We start from the raw sequence: 20,087 nt of genomic DNA, 5'->3' as shown, positions 1-20,087 counted from the left end.
CACAGGCGCCCGATGCTCATGACCCCGACCCTCCCCCGCAGACCCCGCTGGCGCAGCCTCGCTCTGCTCGCGTTGTGCCTCGCGCCGTTGCTGTGGCCGCTGGAGCATCTGGCCGAGCGTTACTACCGCAGCGAACTGGCCGGGCAGAACCGTCAGACCCTTGACCTCTACGTCGCCAACCTGCTGGGCACCCTGCACCGCTACGAAGTACTGCCGCAAATCCTCGGCGACCTGCCGGCGCTGCGGGCCGTGCTGGGCGCACCGGACGATGGCGTCACCCAGGGCAATGCCAACCGCTTCCTGAAAAACATCAGTGCCCAGACTGGCGCTGAAGTCATGTACCTGATGGACACACGCGGCAAGACCCTGGCCGCGTCCAACTGGGATAAACACGACAGCTTCGTCGGGCGCAATTTCGCCTTTCGCCCCTATTTCAGCGAGGCCATGCAGGGCCGCCTCGGACGTTTCTTCGGCCTGGGCACCACCTCGGCCAAACGTGGCTACTTCTTTGCCGCCGCTGTCCGCGATGGCGAACAGATCCTCGGCGTGCTGGTGGTCAAGGTCGACCTCGACCACACCGAAAGCCTCTGGGGCAAAACCCCGGAGCAACTGCTGCTGACCGACCACAACGGCGTGGTGATTCTGACCTCGCGCCCGGAATGGCGCTTTCGGGCGACCCGCCCCCTGAGCGATGACGACCGCCAGGCCATCGCGGCGGTCCAGCCCTACCCGACCCGCGATCCAAAACCGCTGAACCTCAACCCCAGCGCCTGGCTGACCCAGACCCAGCAGATAGAGGAAACCGGCTGGAGCGTCAGCATCCTCGCCCCGCGCACCCTGATCGACCGCCCGGTGCGCACCGTGGTCGCCATTGGCGGCGCGACGTTGCTGGTGGTGATGTTGCTGCTCGGGCTGTTGATGCAGCGTCGTCGTCACTACCTGGAACGCATCGCCTTCGAAGCCAAGGCCCGACGCGAACTGGAAATGCGCGTGGCGGAGCGGACCAGCGACCTGGAAGGCCTCAACCGGCGCCTCAAACAGGAAGTACTGGAGCGCGAGCAGGCGCAGCAGGAATTGGTGCGCGCCCAGGATGACCTGGTGCAGGCCGGCAAGCTGTCGGCGCTGGGCACCATGTCGGCGAGCATCAGCCATGAACTCAACCAGCCATTGGCGGCGATCCGCAGCTACGCGGAAAACGCCGAAGTGCTGCTTGACCATCAACGCACCGACGACGCCCGTGGCAACCTGAAACTGATCAGCGAGCTGACCGGGCGCATGGCCTCGATCATCGCTCACCTGCGAGCCTTCGCCCGCCGCGACCGCCACGCGCCGGAAAGCGTCGCCCTGCAACCGGCACTCGACGATGCACTGGCATTGCTGGCCAAGCGGCGGCGGAGCATGGAGGTCGAATTGATCCGCGACCTGCCGGCCGCCACGCTGTGGGTCGAGGCCGGCGAAACCCGTCTGCGGCAGGTGCTGGGCAACCTGCTGGCCAACGCCCTCGACGCACTGACCGAAAAAGGTCCGCCGCGCAGACTCTGGCTGAGTGCCGAATCCACCTCCGACGGCGTCAATCTGTACATTCGCGACAACGGTCCGGGGTTCTGCATGGAAGCCCTGGGCCGGGCCGGCGAACCCTTCTACACCACCAAGACCCGCACCCAGGGCCTTGGGCTGGGGCTGGCCATTTGCGACACCCTGATGCGCGCCTTCGGCGGTGAACTGTCGTTCGCCAACCACAAGGAAGGTGGTGCCTTGATTACCCTGCGGCTGCGCGCTGGCGCACCCGGTGTCAGCCTGCAACCGTCCGAGGACCGCAGCTCATGAGCAACATCGTCGACAATCGGGTGCAAGTGGTGTTGATCGACGACGATCCCCACCTGCGCCAGGCCCTGAGCCAGACCCTGGACCTGGCCGGGCTGAAAGTCCTGCCGCTGGCCGAAGCCCAGGGCCTGGCCGCGCGCCTGGAGCGCGACTGGCCGGGCGTGGTGGTCAGCGACATCCGCATGCCGGGCATGGACGGCCTCGAACTGCTGAGCGAGTTGCACGCCCAGGACCCGGAGCTGCCGGTGCTGTTGATCACCGGCCACGGCGACGTGCCGCTGGCGGTGCAGGCGATGCGCGCCGGGGCCTATGACTTCCTCGAAAAGCCCTTCGCCAGCGACGCCCTGCTCGACAGCGTGCGCCGTGCCCTCGCCCTGCGCCAACTGGTGCTGGAAAATCGCAGCCTGCGTCTGGCCCTGAGCGACCGCAATGAACTCAGCACGCGACTAGTCGGGCAGTCAGCGCCCATGCTGCGCCTGCGCGAGCAGATCGGCGCCCTGGCGGCCACCCGCGCGGACGTGCTGATCCTCGGTGAAACCGGCGCCGGCAAGGAAGTGGTGGCCCGCGCCCTGCACGACTTGTCGAACCGCCGCAGCGGGCCATTCGTGGCGATCAACGCCGGGGCGCTGGCCGAGTCGGTGGTCGAGAGTGAACTGTTCGGCCACGAACCCGGCGCCTTCACCGGCGCGCAAAAACGCCGCATCGGCAAGTTCGAATTCGCCAACGGCGGGACGCTGTTCCTCGATGAAATCGAAAGCATGAGCCTGGATGTCCAGGTGAAATTGCTGCGCTTGCTGCAAGAGCGGGTGGTCGAGCGGCTGGGCGGTAATCAACTGATCCCGCTGGACATCCGCATCATCGCCGCCACCAAGGAAGACCTGCGCCAGTCGGCCGACCAAGGGCGTTTTCGCGCTGACTTGTATTACCGCCTGAACGTCGCGCCGCTGCGCATCCCGCCGCTGCGCGAACGGGGTGAAGACGTGCTGATGCTGTTCCAGCATTTCGCCGACGAAGCCAGCGGCCGCCACGGTCTGCCCCCTCACGAATTGCAACCGGGGCAACGCGCCCTGCTGCTGCGCCACACCTGGCCCGGCAACGTGCGCGAACTGCAAAACGCCGCCGAACGCTTTGCCCTGGGCCCTGGAGCTGGAACTGGACAACAACGCGCCGGACGGCAGCGCCGGCACGATCACGGCAGACCTCAGTGGCGGTTTGAGCGAGCAGGTGGAAAATTTCGAGAAGAGCCTGATCGCTGCCGAACTGGCGCGCACTCACAACTCCATGCGCAGCCTCGCCGAGGCCTTGGGCATACCGCGCAAGACCTTGCACGACAAACTGCGCAAGCACGGCCTGACGTTCGCCAACAACAGCGACGAACCCGATTGAGCCGCGCCGACTAACCTTTAAACAGACACCTTGAGCCCCGAGGCCCGTGCATGAACCGCGACAGCCGTTACCTGGAATCAATCCTGCACCACGACATTCCTCTGACACGGGACATGGGCCTGAAGGTGCTCGACTGGCAGGCTCAGCAACTGCGCTTGCAACTGCCGCTGAAAGCCAACGTCAACCACAAAAGCACCATGTTCGGCGGCAGCCTGTACTGCGGCGCGGTGTTGGCAGGTTGGGGCTGGTTGCATTTACGCCTGCGCGAAGAAGGCGTCGAGGACGGGCACATCGTGATTCAGGAAGGCCAGATCAGCTACCCGCTGCCGGTCACCACCGACGCGATTGCCCTCTGCGATGCGCCGGGCGCAGCGACATGGAAGAAGTTCCTGGCCACGTACCAGCGTTATGGCCGGGCGCGGTTGACGTTGCACACGCGCATCGTCAACGCCGACAGTGATGAAGATGCGGTGAAGTTTACCGGGCAGTACGTGCTGCACCGGTAAGACATGAGCGCCACCCCTAACCCTCCGGGAGAGGGTTAGGGTGAGGGCGGCAGCTCTGGATCAGCCCATCACCCCCGGGCCAGCGCCAACAATTTCTCCCGCCAGGCAGCCTTGGCCGGAAGTGCCAGGAAAAACGAATTACGCAGCGATTCACGTGCCGGATAGCTGAACGGCACGCCACTCAACTCCAGCACCTCGCCACCCGCGCCCTCCAGCACGCCTTGAGCGGCAGCAGTGTCCCATTGGGAGGTGGGCGCCAGTCGTGGGTAGCAATCCGCTGCGCCTTCGGCCAGCAGGCAAAACTTCAGCGAACTGCCAATGTTGGCCAGTTGCAGCTCACCCAGGCTGTCGCTCAAACCGGCCAGCAAACGCTCTTGCTCGGGGCTTGAATGCCGACGGCTGGCAACCACGGTGAAGGCTTCGCCCGCACCGGGTGTTTCACGTACGTGGATCGGCTGCGGCGTTTCACCCGCGTCGGCACGCCACGCGCCAAGCCCGGCGCCGCCGAAATAGCAGCGGCCGTTAGTCGGCATCGACACTACGCCAAACACCACGCGACCCTGTTCGATCAACGCGATGTTGACGGTGAATTCTTCGCTGCCGGAAATGAATTCCTTGGTGCCATCGAGCGGGTCCACCAGCCACCAGCGCTGCCAGCGGCTGCGCACGTCCTGCGCGATGTCCGCGTCCTCTTCGGACAGCACCGGAATGCTTGGGTCCAGCGCCGTCAAACCGGCCAGGATCAAGTGATGGGCCGCCAGATCCGCCGCCGTGACCGGTGAATCGTCGGACTTGGCCGTCACTGCCACGCCGGAGCGCCAGAACGGCAGAATGACTTCACCGGCCTTGAGCGCCAACTCGACCACCGGGGCCAGCAACGGATGAACCTGTGGAAAATTGATCATGGCAAAAATACCCCGCGCTCGGTCAGCACATCACGGGCCAGGTACAACGCCGCCAAGGCACGCCCTTCGCTGAACTGCGGGTTTTGTGCCAAGGCCGACAGTTCGCGCAGGTTGACCCGGTCGACCCGCATCGGCTCCGGCTCATCGCCTTCAAGCCGTTCCTCGTACAACTCGGTTGCCAGGACCACCTGAATACGCTGGCTCATGTAACCCGGCGACAACGACAGTTCAGTCAAATGTTCCAGCTGATGCGCGCCAAAACCCGCTTCCTCCTTGAGCTCACGCTCGGCGGCGGCCAACACGTCTTCACCCGGCTCGATCAAGCCCTTGGGCAGGGACAGCTCATAGGCGTCCGTACCGCCGCAGTATTCTTCGACGAGCACGGCATGATCATCATCGATCATTGCCACAATCATTACCGCGCCATAGCCAACGCCTTTGCTGACCAGCCGCTCGTACGTGCGCTCCACGCCATTGGAAAAGCGCAGTTGCAGCTCTTCGACGCAAAAAAGACGAGTGGTGGCGACGATCTCGCGGGCGAGTACAGTGGGTTTCTGGCGCATGAAAGGCTCCTTGGCGATTGCGGGTTACTATACAGGCTGTTTGAAAGCTGCTGCGCTCAAGATTGCAGCGTCAAGAAACGGCTCAAACGGGTCATTTACAACTCGTAGACTCCCCGTCCTCGCCGTTTTTTTCCTTGCACTCGCTACGCTTTCAAATCAGCCTGTAACCGTGGCTTTCTTGATTGTTTATGTCGGATATCCTTTACCGCTGGAGAAGTTTTCAATGCTGTCACTGCCCTGGCACGACATCGACACCGTTCTGCTGGATATGGACGGCACCCTGCTGGACCTGCACTACGACAACCACTTCTGGATGGAGCACCTGCCCCAACGCTACGCCGAACTGCATGGCATCAGCAGGGCGATGGCCGAGCTGGAGTTGCAGCCGTTGTTCGAACGCAATGCCGGCCAGTTGCAGTGGTATTGCCTGGACTTCTGGAGCGCCGAGTTGAAGCTGCCGGTGCGGGAACTGAAGCTGGAAACGGCTCACCTGATTGCGTTGCGCCCGGATGCCGATACCTTTCTGGCGGCGATCAAACGGGCGGGTAAACGCGTGGTGCTGATCACCAACGCCCACCGCGATTCGCTGTCGTTGAAGCTGGAAAAAATCGAGTTGGCGCCCTACTTCGAGCGTTTGATCAGCTCCCACGATTACGGCTTCGCCAAGGAAAACCCGCAGTTTTGGGACGCCTTGCAAGCCGACATCGGCTTCGACCCGGCACGCAGCCTGTTCATCGACGACACCCTGCCAATTTTGCGCAGCGCACGGGATTTTGGTGTGGGGCATCTGTTGGCGGTGAGCCAACCGGACAGTCGCAAAGCACCGAAAGACACCGCCGAGTTTGCGGCGGTGGGGGATTATCGCGAGCTGATTGCAGGACTCTAGAGTCCATTGTGGCGAGGGAGCTTGCTCCCGCTGGGCCGCAAAGCGGCCTTAAATCGATATCCGCATACCTTCAGACAAAACGCATCAACCGGTTTACGACTGCTGCGCAGCCGAACGGGAGCAAGCTCCCTCGCCACAAGTCTTACATTACTCAGGAATCCGCAGCGACTGCCCCGGATAAATCTTGTTCACATCCTTGAGCATCGGCTTGTTGGCTTCGAAGATTTTCTGATACTTGTTGGCATCGCCATACACACGCAGGGAAATCGCGCTCAGAGTGTCGCCCTTCACGACGGTCACAAACACAGCGGCCTTCGCCACCGGGCCGGTCACGGTGATCTGGTCGTCCACGCTGCCGACACCGGCGATATTGCCCACGGCCAGCAGGATTTTTTCCTTCTCTTCCTGGCTCGCCACTTCACCGGTAACGATCACCTTGTCACCGTCTACCGTGGCCTTGATGTTGGGGTTACCCAAACCGACCTTGGCAATATGGTCCTTCAACTGCTCGCTGGCATTGGCGTTACCCGGTGTCAGCAAATCGATCAGTTTTTCGCCTGCTTCTTTCACAAAACTAAAAAGACTCATGGTGCACACTCCTTGGGTTTAAAGGTCCGGTCGCGAAAGACTAGACCAACACCGTCGGACACGGTTCCCAACCGACCAATGACTACGCCCGCACGCTGGCGCTAGAATCCCCACCCTGCCACCCGCCCGGAGCGACGATGGACATCAAACAGCTGAAATTCCTCATCGCCCTGGACGAAACCCGCCACTTCGGCCAGGCCGCGGCGCGTTGCCACATCACGCAGCCCACCTTGTCCATGCGCCTGCGCAGCCTTGAGGAAGAACTCAACCTGCCGCTGGTCAATCGCGGCCAGCGTTTCGAAGGTTTCACCGCCCCCGGCGAACGCGTACTGGCCTGGGCGCGCACGGTACTGGCGGCCTACGACGGTCTACAGGCCGAGGCCGCTGCCTGTCGTGGCAATCTGGTCGGGACCTTGCGGCTGGGCGTGGTGCCGCTGTCGAGCTTCGACCCCTTGCCGCTGATGCAACAGCTGCACGCCGAGCACCCGAACCTGACGTTCGAACTCTCGGCGTTGAGTTCCGAGCAGATTCTCGAGCAACTGGCGAGCAATCGCCTGGACCTTGGCGTGTCCTACCTTGAACGCCTGGACAACGAGCGCTTCGACTCCCTGGCCTTCAGCGAAACCCGCATGGGCTTGCTCTACGACCAGCGTTTTTTCAGCTTCGGTGAAAAACCCTTGAGCTGGGAGGCGCTGATCGAGCTGCCGCTGGGCATGCTCACCAGTGGCATGCACTTTCGCCAGTCCATCGACCACAACTTCCATAGCCGCGGCCTCAACCCAAAACCACTGTTGCAGACCGACGCCGTCCATCAACTGTTACAAGCCGTGCACGGTGGCCTGTGCTGCGCGGTGATGCCGCTGGAGGGCGGGCTCGAATCCCTGACCGAGCACCTGCGCCTGCAACCGATTGAAAACGCACAGACGCTTGGGCGCCTGGGGCTGATCATGCGCCGCAGTGCACCTCGTTCGGCGCTGGCGGAAGCGTGTTTTGCGCTTTATCAAAAATCGCTGATAGCGTCTTGATCGACGTCATCTATCGGTAGATCAGTAATAGCGATTAGACGTGACACAGCGTCGCGCCTAGTCTTAAACCTGATTAATCCGCCGGTATTGCCCCATGAACGCCAAGCGCCCGGTCTGCCCGGTGCCTTCCGTGGAAACGTCCGCGCCCGCCGCCAGCCAGAACTACCAGTATTGCAACCTCGATCACAGCGAATCCGCCACCACGGCACTCGCTGAGGAAGTGGCGCTGGCCATCGCCTACAACGGCATCAGCCAGGCCGTGATGCTGGTCACCCCGACCGACCTGGAAGACTTTATCGTCGGCTTCAGCCTCGGCAGCGGGATCATCAGCGACGCCTCTGACATCTATGACCTGCAACTGAGCGGCACAGGGTCGGCACAATACGCCCAAGTGCAAATCGCCAGCCGCGCCTTCTGGAACCTCAAGCAGCAACGCCGCCAACTGGCCGGCACCAGCGGTTGCGGGCTCTGCGGGGTCGAAGCCGTCGAACAGGCATTGCCTGACCTCAAGGTATTGCCCGGCGCGCCACTGCCACCGGCCGAATGGCTGGAAGGCTTGCGCCAGCGCATCAGCGCGTTCCAGCCGCTGGGCCAGCATTGCGGCGCCGTGCATGCGGCGGTGTTCATGAACAACCGGGGCGAACTGCTGCTGGGCCGTGAAGACATCGGCCGACACAACGCCCTCGACAAACTGATCGGTGCCCTGATCCGGCAGAACATTCCGACCGCAGGCGGCCTGGCGATTGTCACCAGCCGTTGCAGCCTGGAACTGATCCAGAAAGTCCTGCGCGCAGGTATCCAGACCCTCGTCAGCCTGTCGTCGCCCACTGGCCTGGCCCTGCAATGGGCCCGCCGGCACAACCTCAACCTCATCCACCTGCCGCAGAAAAGTGCGCCGCGGGTCTATAGCCCTGCGACGGAGAGTCAAGCGTGAGCACCCATCATCAAGCCGACCAGACACCCACCCCGCGCTACAAGCCCTACAAGGGCCCGGCCGGTGGCTGGGGCGCGCTGATCAGTGTCGCCCAGGCGTGGCTGACCAGCGACAACGCGCTGAAAAACATCCGCATGATGCTCAAGACCAACCAGAACGGCGGCTTCGACTGCCCGGGCTGCGCCTGGGGCGACTCGCCGGAAAGCGGCATGGTCAAGTTCTGCGAGAACGGCGCCAAAGCGGTCAACTGGGAAGCCACCAAACGCCGTGTCGATGCGGCGTTCTTTGCCAGGCACAGCGTCACCTCGCTGCTGGAGCAGAGCGACTACTGGCTTGAATACCAGGGCCGTCTCACCGAGCCCATGAGCTACAACGCCGAGACCGACCGCTACACCCCCATCAGCTGGGAAGCGGCCTTCGCGTTGATCGGAAAACACCTGCTCAACCTGTCGAGCCCCGATCAGGCCGAGTTCTACACCTCGGGCCGGGCCAGCAACGAAGCCGCGTACCTGTATCAACTGTTCGTGCGCGCCTACGGCACCAACAACTTTCCCGATTGCTCGAACATGTGCCACGAGGCCAGCGGCGTCGCCCTGGCGCAAAGTGTCGGCGTCGGCAAAGGCACCGTGACCTTCGACGACTTCGAACACGCGGACGCGATTTTTGTCTGGGGCCAGAACCCCGGCACCAACCACCCACGGATGCTTGAACCACTGCGCGAAGCGGTCAAGCGCGGCGCCCAGGTGGTGTGCGTCAACCCGCTCAAGGAACGCGGACTGGAACGCTTCCAGCACCCGCAACATCCGCTCGAAATGCTCACCAACGGTGACCGTCCGACCAACACCGCCTACTTCCGTCCCGCCCTGGGCGGCGACATGGCGCTGCTGCGCGGCATGGCCAAGTTCCTGCTGCAATGGGAGCGCGAGGCGCAACAAACCGGCGCGCCGTCGGTGTTCGACCACGACTTCCTCAACGAGCACACCGCCAGCGTGCTCGACTACTTGGGCAGCATCGACGACACCCCGTGGGCGCAGATCGTCGAGCAGTCCGGGCTGACGCTTGAAGACATCGAGCAAGCGGCGCGCATGTACGCCAAGGGCAAGAACGTGATCATGTGTTGGGCCATGGGCATCACCCAGCACCGGCACTCGGTGCCGACCATCCAGGAAATCGCCAACCTGATGCTGCTACGCGGCAATATCGGCCGACCGGGCGCGGGCCTGTGCCCGGTGCGTGGTCACAGCAACGTGCAGGGCGACCGGACGATGGGTATCAACGAACGCCCGCCGGCGTTCTTCCTCGATGCGCTGGAGCGCCGCTTCCAGTTCAAGGTGCCCCGCGGGAACGGTCACAACGTGGTCGAAGCCATTCACGCGATGGCTGACGGGCGCTCCAAAGTCTTCATCGGGCTGGGCGGTAACTTCGCCCAGGCCACGCCGGACAGCCCACGGACCTTCCAGGCCCTGAGCAACTGCGACCTCACCGTGCAAATCAGCACCAAACTCAATCGCAGCCATCTGGCTCACGGTAAAGAAGCGCTGATCCTGCCGTGCCTGGGCCGCACCGACATCGACCTGCAAACCGAAGGCGCGCAAGCAGTGACCGTGGAAGACTCCTTCAGCATGGTCCACGCCTCCAACGGCCAGTTGCAGCCGCTGTCGAAACACATGCGCTCCGAGCCCTGGATCGTCGCCGGCATCGCCGCCGCTACGCTGGGCGCCAAACCTGTCGACTGGAACTGGGTGGTGGCCGATTACAGCCGCATCCGCGAGCTGATCGCCGACACCATTCCGGGCTTCACGGACTTCAACCAGAAGCTCAAAAACCCGGGTGGTTTCTACCTGGGCAACAGCGCAGGCGCGCGGCGCTGGAACACCCCATCCGGTCGGGCCAACTTCCGGGCGAACATCCTGCCGGCCGACCTGGTCCACGAGCGCACCCGCGCCACCGGGCAATTGCCGGACCTGATCATGCAGTCGATGCGCTCGCACGATCAGTACAACACCACTATTTACGGCCTCGACGACCGTTATCGCGGGGTCAAGGGCCAGCGGGACGTGTTGTTCGTCAATGAAGCGGACATCATTCGACTGGGCTTCAAACCGGGGCAGAAAGCCGACATCGTGTCGATCTGGGACGATGGCCGCGAACGTCGGGTCAAGGGCTTCACGCTGCTGGCCTTCGACATCCCGGCCGGGCAAGCCGCCGCGTACTACCCGGAAGTGAACCCGCTGGTGCCATTGGAAAGCACCGGTGACGGCAGCCACACGCCGACCTCCAAGTTCGTGGCAATCCGCCTGGAAGCCGCGAGCGAAACCGGGTTGATCATGGCGAAGTCGGCTTAACGCGGTGTCTGGTCTGGCGATTCGACGAAAGCGGTGGGTTATTCAACAAAATTTCCGGCCCCCGCACTTTTCAATCGCCCACAAAAAAGGCCGCTTTTGCATAAAAGCGGCCTGTCACAAGTAGCTAAAGACCGGCGAAAAATCATTAAGTTCCAGCTAAAAAACAATAACTTAGTGAATTGTGTACACGTCGTGTTACTCGTCGGATTTCGATTGTAACCGCCACGACACAGCCTCAGGATCGCGTCGTCATCCCTTTGAGGCTCATCTATGAAGTTCTCCTCGATTCTCTTGTTGTCCCTTGGCCTGGTCAGTGGCTTCGCTTCTGCCGGAGGCACCACCGAAGCAGGTGTGGGCGGCGCATTGGGCGGGGTTTTAGGCTCGGTGGTGGGCCAGTCGCTGGGCGGCAACACCGGCTCGACCATCGGCGCAGCGCTGGGCGGCGCAGGTGGCAGTGCGGTCGGTGCCGACAAACGCAGCCGTGGCGAAGCCGCCATCGGTGGCGCACTCGGTGCAGCAGGCGGCAACGTGGTCGGGCGTAGCGTCGGCGGCCGTAACGGCAGCCTGATCGGCGCAGCCGCCGGCGGTGGCGCGGGTGGCGCACTCGGCAACTACATGGGTAACAAGAGCGACGACGATGATCGCCGCTACAGCAGTCGCGACCGTGACGATCGCCGCTACTACCGTGATGATCACCCTGGCCGCGGCCATGCCTATGGACATCGCAAGCACAAGCATCGTTATTATCGCGACTGATGCCTGAGTAGTCTCACGCAACAGATGCCACAAAAAATCGCAGCCCTCGGGCTGCGATTTTTTTGTTTCACGCCACCAACCGTTCCAGCGCCCCGCGCAGCCCGTCCGGGATGGCCACTGGCTGATTCGACGCCCGGTCAACGAACACATGCACAAAACGCCCCGCCGCGCAGGCATCTGCTTCCCCGGCCTTGAACACGGCCAGTTCATACTGCACTGAGCTGTTGCCCAGTTTCCCCACCCGTAACCCGATCTCGATGCGCTCGGGGAAGGCAATCGACGTAAAATAGTCGCACGCCGAACTCACCACAAAACCCACCACGTTACCGTCGTGAATATCCAGGCCACCGACTTCGATCAGGTAGGTGTTTACCGCCGTGTCGAAGAAGCTGTAATAGGTCACGTTGTTCACGTGGCCATAGACATCGTTGTCGTGCCAGCGCGTGATGATGGGCTGGAAATGCACGTAATCGGCGCGTTGCGGCATGCGGTCGGTCATGGGTGGTTCCTGTGTGAGGGTGACGCGAGTCTACCGGTCAGCGAAACCTTTACCCACCGCCGCCAGCTCGCTGATCAGCCGGGCTGGCTGCCAGTGGTCGCCCTGTTTGGTCTCCAGTTGCACCAGCCGCTCATGGATCGCCGCCAACCCTTGCTGATCCGCCCAGGCCATCGGCCCGCCCTTGTCGGCCGGGAAGCCGTAGCCATGGAGGTAGACCAGATCGATGTCATGAGCCGAGTCGGCGATGCCTTCCTGCAGGATCTTCGCGCCCTCATTGACCAACGCCAGCACGCAGCGCTCAAGAATCTCTTCAGGGCCGATATCCCGGCGCTGATAGCCAAGCTGCTCGCTTACGTGCAACACCAGCGCATCCACCTCGACATCGTGTTCGGCCTGTCGGCTACGGGGCTCGTAGTGGTAATAACCCTTGCCACTCTTCTGGCCAAAACGGCCAAGTTCACACAATCGATTATCGATTTGCACCTCTGGCGCATCCTGCCCGGTGCCCGCCAATTCCCGGGCGCGCCATTCCAGGTCGACGCCAACCACGTCGTACATGCGAAACGGTCCCATGGCGAACCCGAAACCTTGCAGTGCCGCATCAACCTGTTGTGGATAAGCGCCTTCAAGCAACATCTTGCGGGCCTCCAGCACGTAGGGATGCAGCATCCGGTTACCGATGAAGCCATGGCAATTGCCCGACACCACGCTGACCTTGCCCATCCGTTGGCCCAGCGCCAGCGCAGCCTTGAGCACTGCTGGCGCGGTTTGGGCGCCACGAATGATTTCCAGCAGTCTCATGATGTGCGCCGGGCTGAAGAAGTGCAGGCCCAGCACCTGTTTCGGTCGATGCGTGGCAGCGGCGATGGCGTCAATGTCCAGGGCCGAGGTGTTACTGGCCAGGATCGCTTCAGGCTTGAGCACGCCGTCCAGTTCGCGGAAGATTTTCTGTTTGAGTTCGAGGTTTTCGTAAACAGCCTCGATCACCAGGTCCACCTCGCGGATGGCGCGATAATCCGCGGCGGTCGTCACTCGGGCGATACGTGCATCGGCCTCGGCCTGGTCAATCCGCCCCTGGCGCACGTTGTGTGCATAGGTGTCGGCGACGGCGATCAGGGCTTGTTCGAGCATCTGCGCATTATTGTCGACCCACTGCACGGGCACCCCGGCGTTGGCCAGGCACATCACAATGCCCCGGCCCATGGTCCCCGCGCCGATCACGGCAGCGCGCTGAATGTCGAACGGTGTCTGGCTCATTGTTTGCTCTCTTGTTGGCGATCCAAAGACAGCGTTCACCATAGTCAGCCCGATGAGGTTTTTGAAATTTATTACCGTGATGAGTGCCATTCAGCGGATGGATTGATAAACATCGTCATACAGGGGGTCTCTCAGCCGTTCCGAGAAGCATGAATGTGGGTTTCAACGGGGGGTTAGGCTATGATCGGCGCAGCCGTAAATACCTGCGAGCGAACCCATGTGAACCGGCCTTTTCATTCAAAACCTCGCTTGGCAGAACACGAAAATTAAAGCAAAGACCTGCACATTGACTTCACTGCAGAATCTTCCAGGCTTGGAGACGTGACTTGAGCATCGGAAAAATCCCGTTCAATCGGCCTTACATGACAGGTCAAGAGTTTTACTACATCGAACAAGCAAAACTCGGAAATGTACTCGCCGGAGATGGTCCGTTCACCAAGCATTGCCACCGCTGGCTTGAAGAAAAAACAGGTTCGGTAAAAGCGCTCCTTACTCATTCATGTACCGCTGCACTTGAAATGGCGGCGTTATTGCTGGATATCCAACCTGGTGACGAAGTCATCATGCCGTCTTATACCTTTGTCTCCACGGCTAACGCGTTTGTGTTACGCGGTGCAGTCCCCGTGTTCGTCGATGTTCGGGAAGACACACTGAACCTTGACGAGCGACTGGTTGAGTCTGCCATTACCCACAAAACCAGAGCCATTGTTCCTGTCCATTACGCCGGGGTAGCGTGTGAAATGGATACCCTTCTGGACATTGCTCGCCGTCATAACCTGAACGTCGTAGAAGATGCCGCCCAAGGGGTGATGGCAAGTTATAAAGGCCGGGCATTGGGAAGCATTGGCGATATAGGTGCCTTCAGCTTTCATGAAACCAAAAATGTGATTTCCGGTGAGGGGGGGGCGTTATTGGTCAACGATGCATCTCTGGCCCTGCGTGCTGAAATCATCCGGGAAAAAGGAACTGATCGCAGTCGGTTTTTCCGAGGAGAAGTCGATAAATACACGTGGCAGGAAGTAGGCTCTTCTTTCTTGCCCGGCGAACTGATTGCCGCCTTTCTTTGGGCACAGTTGCAGGAAGCACAAGCTATTACGTCGCGGCGTCTCGCGAGTTGGCAGTATTATCATGAACGGCTTGCCCCCCTCGAAAGCGAGGGCATCTTACGTCGACCGATAGTTCCAGAAGAATGCCAACACAACGCGCACATGTATTATATCTTGCTAAGCCCGGACATCGATCGTCATGCGGTATTAAGCACCTTAAAGAAAAATGCCATTGACGCAGTGTTCCACTATGTACCGTTACACTCCTCGCCCGCAGGACAACGTTATGGACGGACACATGGATCACTGGAGGTTACCCACCAACAGTCTGAACAATTAATCAGGCTGCCCTTATGGGTAGGGTTGACCGAGCCGCAACAGGACAGGATTGTAGACTGCCTGGTGGCGTCGATAAACCAAGCTGCGAAATCAGCGACCCTTTAGCCCTGTTATCAGGGTGACATCAAGATCGCGACCGTCTGACAGCGGTCCACCTCACAGCCAACATGAGCGTAGATATCCACGCCTGTTGGCGAAACCTTTTTATCTTGGGGGTCGAAGCAGTAGTTCTAGTATAAAAACAAGCGAACCCAATACAACGATACTGTTTTTCGACACACAAGGCCGTCAACATGAATTTCGCAACAACAAGAATGCTACCACTTGTCGTCATCAGCTTGTTTCTTTGCCTTTTAGTGAGTGGTATCTTCGTTCCGATATACTCTGATGAAGTTGTCTCCAAGTGGAGCGCCTCCAGATTTTTCCTGGAAGGTCATAATCTGGTTTCACTTTATCCACAGTGCACAACGATGTCTGACCGCGCAGTCTCTCCGATTTTCTACCCTGCGGCATTATTAATATCGACAGTTTACGCAAATCTTTCACCGCTCGGGATCAGGGTGAGTGGGATAGTGCTAGCACTGACATGGTTCGCCTTACTTGCATTCTGGTGTTTCAAACAAACCGGCGATAAAACTACTGCGATTCAAAGGCTGGCGGGGCTTATTGGGCTTTCTGCATTAGGCATCATGCCGTACTTATGGATACTCTCTCGATCAGAACAATTCCTGACGTTACCTCTTTTGATTTTCTGTGTCACAGCGCTCTATTTTAAAGAAATAAAATCAGCAGGACTACAGTGTGCAGGGGCGCTGCTGCTTATAGTCACGTTATCGTGCTTCTTCTATATGCATCCCAAAAGCCTGTTTTTCCTGCCGTTCTTACTGGCTGCCCTATGGCTCGCAACCGCCTCGTATCACAAGCTGGTTAGACTTGCGCTGCTTTCATACGCCGTCATTCTGTTTGCTCAAGTGCTCCACGAATCGAACGCAATTGCCGCGTGCACAGATGCGCCAGCGATACAGTCCATATTGGCAGCTAACACACTTTTGCCAAAAATGCTTTTCTCTGCACCGACTGAGTTTATTGATGCCGCTTATCAAAACCTCATCAATTTTCCAGAGCGTTTATTACGACACCTTACCTTCAATGCAACCTCGCAATCGGGCTGGCTCCCTCCCATAGAGGAAAGCACGGGCTTTACATTATTCGTTAACTTTTTGATAAAATACTGCTTCTATGCCCTCGTCGTTGGTGTACACCTTGCCAGCCTCCTGACCTTCATTGTTCAAATAATAAAAAGGAAATTTTCAGCCCCCATTATTATGGCTGCTCTATTGGCAGCTGCCGACATCTTGAATATTGCATTCTTTAACGTTCAACATTTTTACTCCGGCGTTCAGTTCGTTCCACTTTCAATCATCCTGACTGCTTTGCTATTTCAGAACGTGGACATTTCAAAGTCATACGGACGCTGGGGCATCGGCTATTCGGTTATATCCGTAGTGTCCATCACGTCAATGATAGTGTTTTTGCTTTCAGTCACCCCAGCCACAATAAAAAACTCATCGTCCAGTACGGCCACTCTGCCTGGGCAGCCCTTATCCATTCCGGTTTTTAATACCCAATCACACCTGAAGTCTATCGAGGAACTGGGCGCCTCCTGCGGATTGACACCAGGAAACGCCGGAAACATGGTGCTTGACCACATGACATACTTTGCTTTTCTCAAAGAGAAAAAGCCCATCCATGTACTGTACGTCTCTGAAATTGGCTACGGCGGCGACCTGACACACGGTCGCCTGCTGCCATTTTTAAGAAAACTCGAGAGCCCTGGAATTATTACGCGCTGCGAATGGATACCCAATGAGTTCCGCAAGGCTCAAAAAAGTAATGACATGGGTTATTGCTGCGTGAATTTCAATGACTTGTAGATCGTGCATTTTATTCATTTAAGAGGCGTCTGAACAAAATGAAGAAAATTGCTATCGTGCAATCCAACTACATACCCTGGAAAGGGTATTTCGACATGATTGCCGCCGTCGATGAATTTATTCTCTACGATGACATGCAATACACTCGGCGTGACTGGCGCAACCGTAACCAGATCAAAACACCGCAAGGTCTGCAATGGCTGACCGTGCCCGTCAAGGTCAAGGGCAAATACCATCAGACGATTTTCGAAACCGAAATCGAAGGTTCGGACTGGGCCGCGGTGCACTGGAAGTCATTGCAGCAAAATTACCGTCGCACGGCTTGTTTTGAAGAAGTTTCGACGTGGCTCGAACCGCTCTATCTTGGGTCTTACACACGACTGTCCGAACTGAACCGGGCCTTTCTTGAGCGTATCTGCAAGTACCTCGGGATCATCACGGTCATCAGCAACTCCTCGGATTACACCTTGAGCGACGGAAAGACCGAACGCCTGGCTGATCTGTGTGTGCAGGCAGGCGCCACCGAGTACATTTCAGGCCCGGCGGCCCGTGACTATGTCGAACCCGATGTGTTTTCCGAACGAGGCGTTGAGCTAAGCTGGTTCGACTACTCAAGCTACCCTGAATACCCGCAACTCTGGGGCGATTTCTCCCACAACGTCACCATTCTTGACCTGCTGTTCAATTGCGGGAAAGAGACACCTCACTACATGAAGTTCATACGCCCATGAAACTTTCAATTGTTGTGACGCTTTATCAATCAGCGACCTACCTCGCCGAGTTTCATCGACGGGCCAGCGCAGCCGCTCAAGAACGGGTGGGGAATGATCTGTTCAAATTGCTCACGGGCATGAACCTCCCCGAGAATATCGTGACCGCACGCTTGATGACCCGGCGCTATGTGGATGGGTGGACCTCGGTCATGGCGTCCATCTGGCTTCTGGGCGCAATGATCATTTCCTTTATCGGTGTGGTGGGCATCTATTTGTCGAAGATATTCTCCGGAACCAAACAGCGGCCCTACACCATTGTGAGGCAAGTTCATGGAAAGCGATAAAACCGAACTGTTGTCTGAGGTGGCAGAGTACTACTCCTCAAAGCTGGCGCAGCACGGCGAGACTCCACAAGGGGTCGACTGGAATGGCAAAGACGGGCAGTACCTGCGGTTCGCCCAACTCGACACCATCATCAGCAGCCAAACGCCCTTTTCAGTCAACGATATCGGCTGTGGTTACGGTGCGTTCTACGACTTCTTGCAGGAACGACACAGCACGTTTTCCTATGACGGAATCGATGTATCCGAGGACATGGTCACCGCGGCAAGGTTGCGCTACAACGATGTGGCCCATGTGCAGTTTCATGTCGGTAGCGAGCCCGTACAACTTGCTGACTACGGCGTCGCCAGCGGCATTTTCAATGTTCGACTGGGGAGAACCGACGCAGAGTGGCTGACCTATATCGAAGGCGTCCTGGATACGCTGGACAAGACCAGTCGCCTCGGATTCGCTTTCAACTGCCTGACTTCCTACTCTGATGCCGACAAGATGCGCGATTATCTTTACTACGCGGATCCCTGCATGCTGTTCGATCTTTGCAAACGTCGCTACTCGCGCAATGTGACGCTGCTTCATGACTATGACCTCTACGAGTTCACTGTCCTGGTGAGGAAACAGCCATGAAAAAACCTCTGGTCATTTTCGGTGCTGGCGATATTGCACAGCTCGCCCATTACTACTTCACGTCGGACTCAGACTACCAAGTCGTTGCCTTTTCTGTTGATGCTGCCTATTTGACCGAAACTGTTTTTTGCGGACTTCCCGTGTTCGCATTCGAGGAGCTTGCCACACACTGCCCACCAGAAAAGTACGAGTTGTTCGTTGCACTCAGCTACTCGAAGCTCAACGCAGTACGCAAAGACAAATACCTTGCCGGCAAGGCCCTGGGGTACCGGTTCGCAAACTTCATCAGTTCTCACGCCACGGTCCTCAATGATGGATTGATCGGAGAGAACTGCTTCATTCTCGAAGACAACACCCTTCAGCCATTTGTCACCCTTGGCAACAACGTGACGCTTTGGAGCGGCAACCATATTGGCCACCACTCCACAATCAAGGACCACGTTTTCATTGCCTCCCATGTGGTGGTTTCTGGAGGTGTGGAAATTGGCGAGCAGTGCTTTATTGGTGTCAATGCAACACTGCGCGATCACATTAAAGTAGGTGAACGATGCGTCATCGGTGCCGGTACGCTGCTACTGTCCGATGCTGAGCCTGAAGGCCTGTACGTCGGTCCTGCAACAGAACGCTCTAAAGTGCCCAGCACCCGGCTGAGGAAGATATGACTGCTTATTGGGAGAAACTGGGACTGCTTTACTGCCCTTCCAGTGCAGGTCGGCACCCCAAGCTTCTGACTCACGTCGCCAACCCCTTGCCGGTTCTGCTTGAGGGCGATATTTATCGGATCTACTACAGCGGCAGGGACAGCGAGAGCCGTTCATCTGTCGGGGCGGTCGATATTAATATCGTTACTCGCCAGGTTATCCATGAGCACCACGAACCCATGTTCGAACATGGTGCCGAAGGCAGCTTTTTTGCAGATGGCGTGAGCATCGGCAATTGCTATGAAGTCGATGGCGTACGTTACATGCTCTTTATGGGCTGGCAAAACCCTGCAGGTGGCCACTGGCGTGGTGATATAGGTCGACTGATCGTCAATCCCGACCTGACCCTGAAACTGGAAAGTCATGCACCTTTCATGGGGGCTGACAGCACAGACCCCATCAGCCTTTCTTATCCATGGGTAATGCAAGGTGCCAGCGGCGGCTACGACATGTGGTACGGGACAACTGCAAACTGGGATGCCGGCAATGGAGAAATGCTGCACACGTTGAACTATGCATTCTCACGTGACGGGCATCAGTGGGCTCGACAAGGATTGGCAGTGCCCTACGTCATAGGAAAGGCACAAGCCTTCTCAAGGCCAACGGTCATAGGCTCCCTGGAAACCGGTTTTGAAATGTGGTTCTCCTACCGCAGCGGTTCGGGTGAGACCTACAGAATCGGATATGCGCGCAGTACCGATGGTCAATCCTGGCAGCTTGCTCTGGACGCTTGCGGCATTGATGTATCCGAGAAAGGCTGGGACTCAGAGATGATCGAGTATCCCTATGTTTTCATCCACAAAGAAGAGCGCTATATGCTGTACAACGGCAACGGTTATGGCAGGTCCGGATTTGGTTTGGCGGCGTGGGTCCATGCGTAAATTACTATCAAGACTGCCTGATAGAGCATCATT

19 protein-coding genes and 1 pseudogene are annotated in these 20,087 nt (G+C 58.6%); 15 read left to right on the top strand and 5 right to left on the bottom strand.

From position 1 onward, the window contains the following. Positions 1 to 18 precede the first annotated feature (18 nt). From AABM54_RS01485 to AABM54_RS01475, 3 genes and pseudogenes are all read left to right on the top strand, one after another. Positions 19 to 1,827 carry an ATP-binding protein gene (locus tag AABM54_RS01485; protein ID WP_347903258.1) on the top strand — a complete coding sequence of 603 codons (1,809 nt, stop codon included), beginning with the start codon at positions 19 to 21 and terminating at the stop codon, positions 1,825 to 1,827. Continuing rightward, a pseudogene (locus AABM54_RS01480) lies at positions 1,824 to 3,210 on the top strand (sigma-54-dependent transcriptional regulator). Before AABM54_RS01485 ends, AABM54_RS01480 begins: the two are co-directional and overlap by 4 nt. A gap of 50 nt (positions 3,211 to 3,260) precedes the next feature. Next, a complete protein-coding gene (locus AABM54_RS01475) occupies positions 3,261 to 3,716 on the top strand; it encodes a thioesterase domain-containing protein (RefSeq protein WP_347903257.1) in 456 nt (151 codons plus the stop codon). Between the two features lie 68 nt (positions 3,717 to 3,784). Here AABM54_RS01475 and cysQ read toward each other — a convergent pair whose 3' ends face one another. Beyond that, the gene (gene cysQ / locus AABM54_RS01470; RefSeq protein WP_347903256.1) at positions 3,785 to 4,621 is read right to left on the bottom strand and encodes a 3'(2'),5'-bisphosphate nucleotidase CysQ; all 837 of its coding nucleotides are present in this window, start codon (positions 4,619 to 4,621) and stop codon (positions 3,785 to 3,787) included. Then, positions 4,618 to 5,184, bottom strand: coding sequence for an ADP compounds hydrolase NudE (nudE, locus tag AABM54_RS01465; RefSeq protein ID WP_347903254.1), 567 nt, complete (start codon positions 5,182 to 5,184; stop codon positions 4,618 to 4,620). Before nudE ends, cysQ begins: the two co-directional genes overlap by 4 nt. Positions 5,185 to 5,407: 223 nt before the next feature. Between nudE and yrfG the strand changes: the two genes are divergently transcribed. Beyond that, positions 5,408 to 6,070 (top strand): GMP/IMP nucleotidase, encoded by a 663-nt coding sequence (gene yrfG / locus AABM54_RS01460; RefSeq protein ID WP_347903253.1) that lies wholly within the window; start codon positions 5,408 to 5,410, stop codon positions 6,068 to 6,070. A 147-nt stretch (positions 6,071 to 6,217) separates the two neighbouring features. On the opposite strand, the gene lysM is transcribed toward yrfG, so the two are convergent. Next, on the bottom strand, positions 6,218 to 6,658 hold the full coding sequence (gene lysM, locus AABM54_RS01455) for a peptidoglycan-binding protein LysM (RefSeq protein WP_347903252.1): 441 nt from the start codon (positions 6,656 to 6,658) through the stop codon (positions 6,218 to 6,220). Between the two features lie 137 nt (positions 6,659 to 6,795). Here lysM and AABM54_RS01450 point away from each other — a divergent pair, with 137 nt between their 5' ends. The 4 genes from AABM54_RS01450 to AABM54_RS01435 all read left to right on the top strand — a co-directional run bounded on the left by AABM54_RS01450 (position 6,796) and on the right by AABM54_RS01435 (position 11,718). Next, a complete protein-coding gene (locus AABM54_RS01450; protein WP_347903251.1) occupies positions 6,796 to 7,683 on the top strand; it encodes a LysR family transcriptional regulator in 888 nt (295 codons plus the stop codon). 94 nt (positions 7,684 to 7,777) lie between these two features. After that, on the top strand, positions 7,778 to 8,617 hold the full coding sequence (fdhD, locus tag AABM54_RS01445; RefSeq protein WP_347903250.1) for a formate dehydrogenase accessory sulfurtransferase FdhD: 840 nt from the start codon (positions 7,778 to 7,780) through the stop codon (positions 8,615 to 8,617). After that, entirely contained in the window at positions 8,614 to 10,962 is a 2,349-nt protein-coding gene (locus AABM54_RS01440; protein WP_347903249.1) for an FdhF/YdeP family oxidoreductase, read from the top strand. The genes fdhD and AABM54_RS01440 overlap by 4 nt, the downstream gene beginning before the upstream one ends. 270 nt (positions 10,963 to 11,232) lie before the next feature. Next, positions 11,233 to 11,718, top strand: coding sequence for a YMGG-like glycine zipper-containing protein (locus AABM54_RS01435; RefSeq protein ID WP_347903248.1), 486 nt, complete (start codon positions 11,233 to 11,235; stop codon positions 11,716 to 11,718). A gap of 67 nt (positions 11,719 to 11,785) precedes the next feature. On the opposite strand, the gene AABM54_RS01430 is transcribed toward AABM54_RS01435, so the two are convergent. After that, a complete protein-coding gene (locus tag AABM54_RS01430; RefSeq protein ID WP_347903247.1) occupies positions 11,786 to 12,217 on the bottom strand; it encodes a thioesterase family protein in 432 nt (143 codons plus the stop codon). A 30-nt stretch (positions 12,218 to 12,247) separates the two neighbouring features. Further along, positions 12,248 to 13,474: a 3-hydroxyacyl-CoA dehydrogenase NAD-binding domain-containing protein gene (locus AABM54_RS01425; RefSeq protein WP_347903246.1), complete on the bottom strand. Its 1,227-nt coding sequence runs from the start codon at positions 13,472 to 13,474 to the stop codon at positions 12,248 to 12,250. Between the two features lie 326 nt (positions 13,475 to 13,800). On the opposite strand from AABM54_RS01425, the gene rffA reads away from it, so the two are divergent. From rffA to AABM54_RS01390, 7 genes are all read left to right on the top strand, one after another. Further along, positions 13,801 to 14,964, top strand: a complete 1,164-nt coding sequence (gene rffA, locus AABM54_RS01420; RefSeq protein ID WP_347903245.1) for a dTDP-4-amino-4,6-dideoxygalactose transaminase — start codon at positions 13,801 to 13,803, stop codon at positions 14,962 to 14,964. A gap of 188 nt (positions 14,965 to 15,152) precedes the next feature. Further along, positions 15,153 to 16,793, top strand: a complete 1,641-nt coding sequence (locus AABM54_RS01415) for a hypothetical protein (RefSeq protein WP_347903244.1) — start codon at positions 15,153 to 15,155, stop codon at positions 16,791 to 16,793. A gap of 38 nt (positions 16,794 to 16,831) precedes the next feature. After that, positions 16,832 to 17,524 (top strand): WbqC family protein, encoded by a 693-nt coding sequence (locus AABM54_RS01410; protein ID WP_347903243.1) that lies wholly within the window; start codon positions 16,832 to 16,834, stop codon positions 17,522 to 17,524. After that, on the top strand, positions 17,521 to 17,850 hold the full coding sequence (locus AABM54_RS01405) for a hypothetical protein (protein WP_347903242.1): 330 nt from the start codon (positions 17,521 to 17,523) through the stop codon (positions 17,848 to 17,850). Before AABM54_RS01410 ends, AABM54_RS01405 begins: the two co-directional genes overlap by 4 nt. Further along, positions 17,837 to 18,472: a class I SAM-dependent methyltransferase gene (locus AABM54_RS01400; protein WP_347903241.1), complete on the top strand. Its 636-nt coding sequence runs from the start codon at positions 17,837 to 17,839 to the stop codon at positions 18,470 to 18,472. Before AABM54_RS01405 ends, AABM54_RS01400 begins: the two co-directional genes overlap by 14 nt. Continuing rightward, positions 18,469 to 19,134 (top strand): acetyltransferase, encoded by a 666-nt coding sequence (locus AABM54_RS01395; protein WP_347903240.1) that lies wholly within the window; start codon positions 18,469 to 18,471, stop codon positions 19,132 to 19,134. The genes AABM54_RS01400 and AABM54_RS01395 overlap by 4 nt, the downstream gene beginning before the upstream one ends. After that, positions 19,131 to 20,054, top strand: coding sequence for a hypothetical protein (locus tag AABM54_RS01390; protein WP_347903239.1), 924 nt, complete (start codon positions 19,131 to 19,133; stop codon positions 20,052 to 20,054). The genes AABM54_RS01395 and AABM54_RS01390 overlap by 4 nt, the downstream gene beginning before the upstream one ends. Positions 20,055 to 20,087 lie beyond the last annotated feature (33 nt).

This window comes from Pseudomonas purpurea, assembly GCF_039908635.1.
In the GTDB taxonomy this organism is placed as follows: domain Bacteria; phylum Pseudomonadota; class Gammaproteobacteria; order Pseudomonadales; family Pseudomonadaceae; genus Aquipseudomonas; species Aquipseudomonas purpurea.
Note: the sequence above shows the minus strand (reverse complement) of the source record. Positions and strands in the feature narration are given on the sequence as shown.

What these genes read in the sequence shown, in the direction of transcription:
- AABM54_RS01485 (WP_347903258.1), top strand. Translation starts at nt 19, where the DNA reads ATGACCCCGACCCTCCCCCGCAGACCCCGCTGGCGCAGCCTCGCTCTG.
- AABM54_RS01475 (WP_347903257.1), top strand. Translation starts at nt 3,261, where the DNA reads ATGAACCGCGACAGCCGTTACCTGGAATCAATCCTGCACCACGACATT.
- cysQ (WP_347903256.1), bottom strand. Translation starts at nt 4,621, where the DNA reads ATGATCAATTTTCCACAGGTTCATCCGTTGCTGGCCCCGGTGGTCGAG.
- nudE (WP_347903254.1), bottom strand. Translation starts at nt 5,184, where the DNA reads ATGCGCCAGAAACCCACTGTACTCGCCCGCGAGATCGTCGCCACCACT.
- yrfG (WP_347903253.1), top strand. Translation starts at nt 5,408, where the DNA reads ATGCTGTCACTGCCCTGGCACGACATCGACACCGTTCTGCTGGATATG.
- lysM (WP_347903252.1), bottom strand. Translation starts at nt 6,658, where the DNA reads ATGAGTCTTTTTAGTTTTGTGAAAGAAGCAGGCGAAAAACTGATCGAT.
- AABM54_RS01450 (WP_347903251.1), top strand. Translation starts at nt 6,796, where the DNA reads ATGGACATCAAACAGCTGAAATTCCTCATCGCCCTGGACGAAACCCGC.
- fdhD (WP_347903250.1), top strand. Translation starts at nt 7,778, where the DNA reads ATGAACGCCAAGCGCCCGGTCTGCCCGGTGCCTTCCGTGGAAACGTCC.
- AABM54_RS01435 (WP_347903248.1), top strand. Translation starts at nt 11,233, where the DNA reads ATGAAGTTCTCCTCGATTCTCTTGTTGTCCCTTGGCCTGGTCAGTGGC.
- AABM54_RS01430 (WP_347903247.1), bottom strand. Translation starts at nt 12,217, where the DNA reads ATGACCGACCGCATGCCGCAACGCGCCGATTACGTGCATTTCCAGCCC.
- AABM54_RS01425 (WP_347903246.1), bottom strand. Translation starts at nt 13,474, where the DNA reads ATGAGCCAGACACCGTTCGACATTCAGCGCGCTGCCGTGATCGGCGCG.
- AABM54_RS01415 (WP_347903244.1), top strand. Translation starts at nt 15,153, where the DNA reads ATGAATTTCGCAACAACAAGAATGCTACCACTTGTCGTCATCAGCTTG.
- AABM54_RS01410 (WP_347903243.1), top strand. Translation starts at nt 16,832, where the DNA reads ATGAAGAAAATTGCTATCGTGCAATCCAACTACATACCCTGGAAAGGG.
- AABM54_RS01405 (WP_347903242.1), top strand. Translation starts at nt 17,521, where the DNA reads ATGAAACTTTCAATTGTTGTGACGCTTTATCAATCAGCGACCTACCTC.
- AABM54_RS01400 (WP_347903241.1), top strand. Translation starts at nt 17,837, where the DNA reads ATGGAAAGCGATAAAACCGAACTGTTGTCTGAGGTGGCAGAGTACTAC.
- AABM54_RS01395 (WP_347903240.1), top strand. Translation starts at nt 18,469, where the DNA reads ATGAAAAAACCTCTGGTCATTTTCGGTGCTGGCGATATTGCACAGCTC.
- AABM54_RS01390 (WP_347903239.1), top strand. Translation starts at nt 19,131, where the DNA reads ATGACTGCTTATTGGGAGAAACTGGGACTGCTTTACTGCCCTTCCAGT.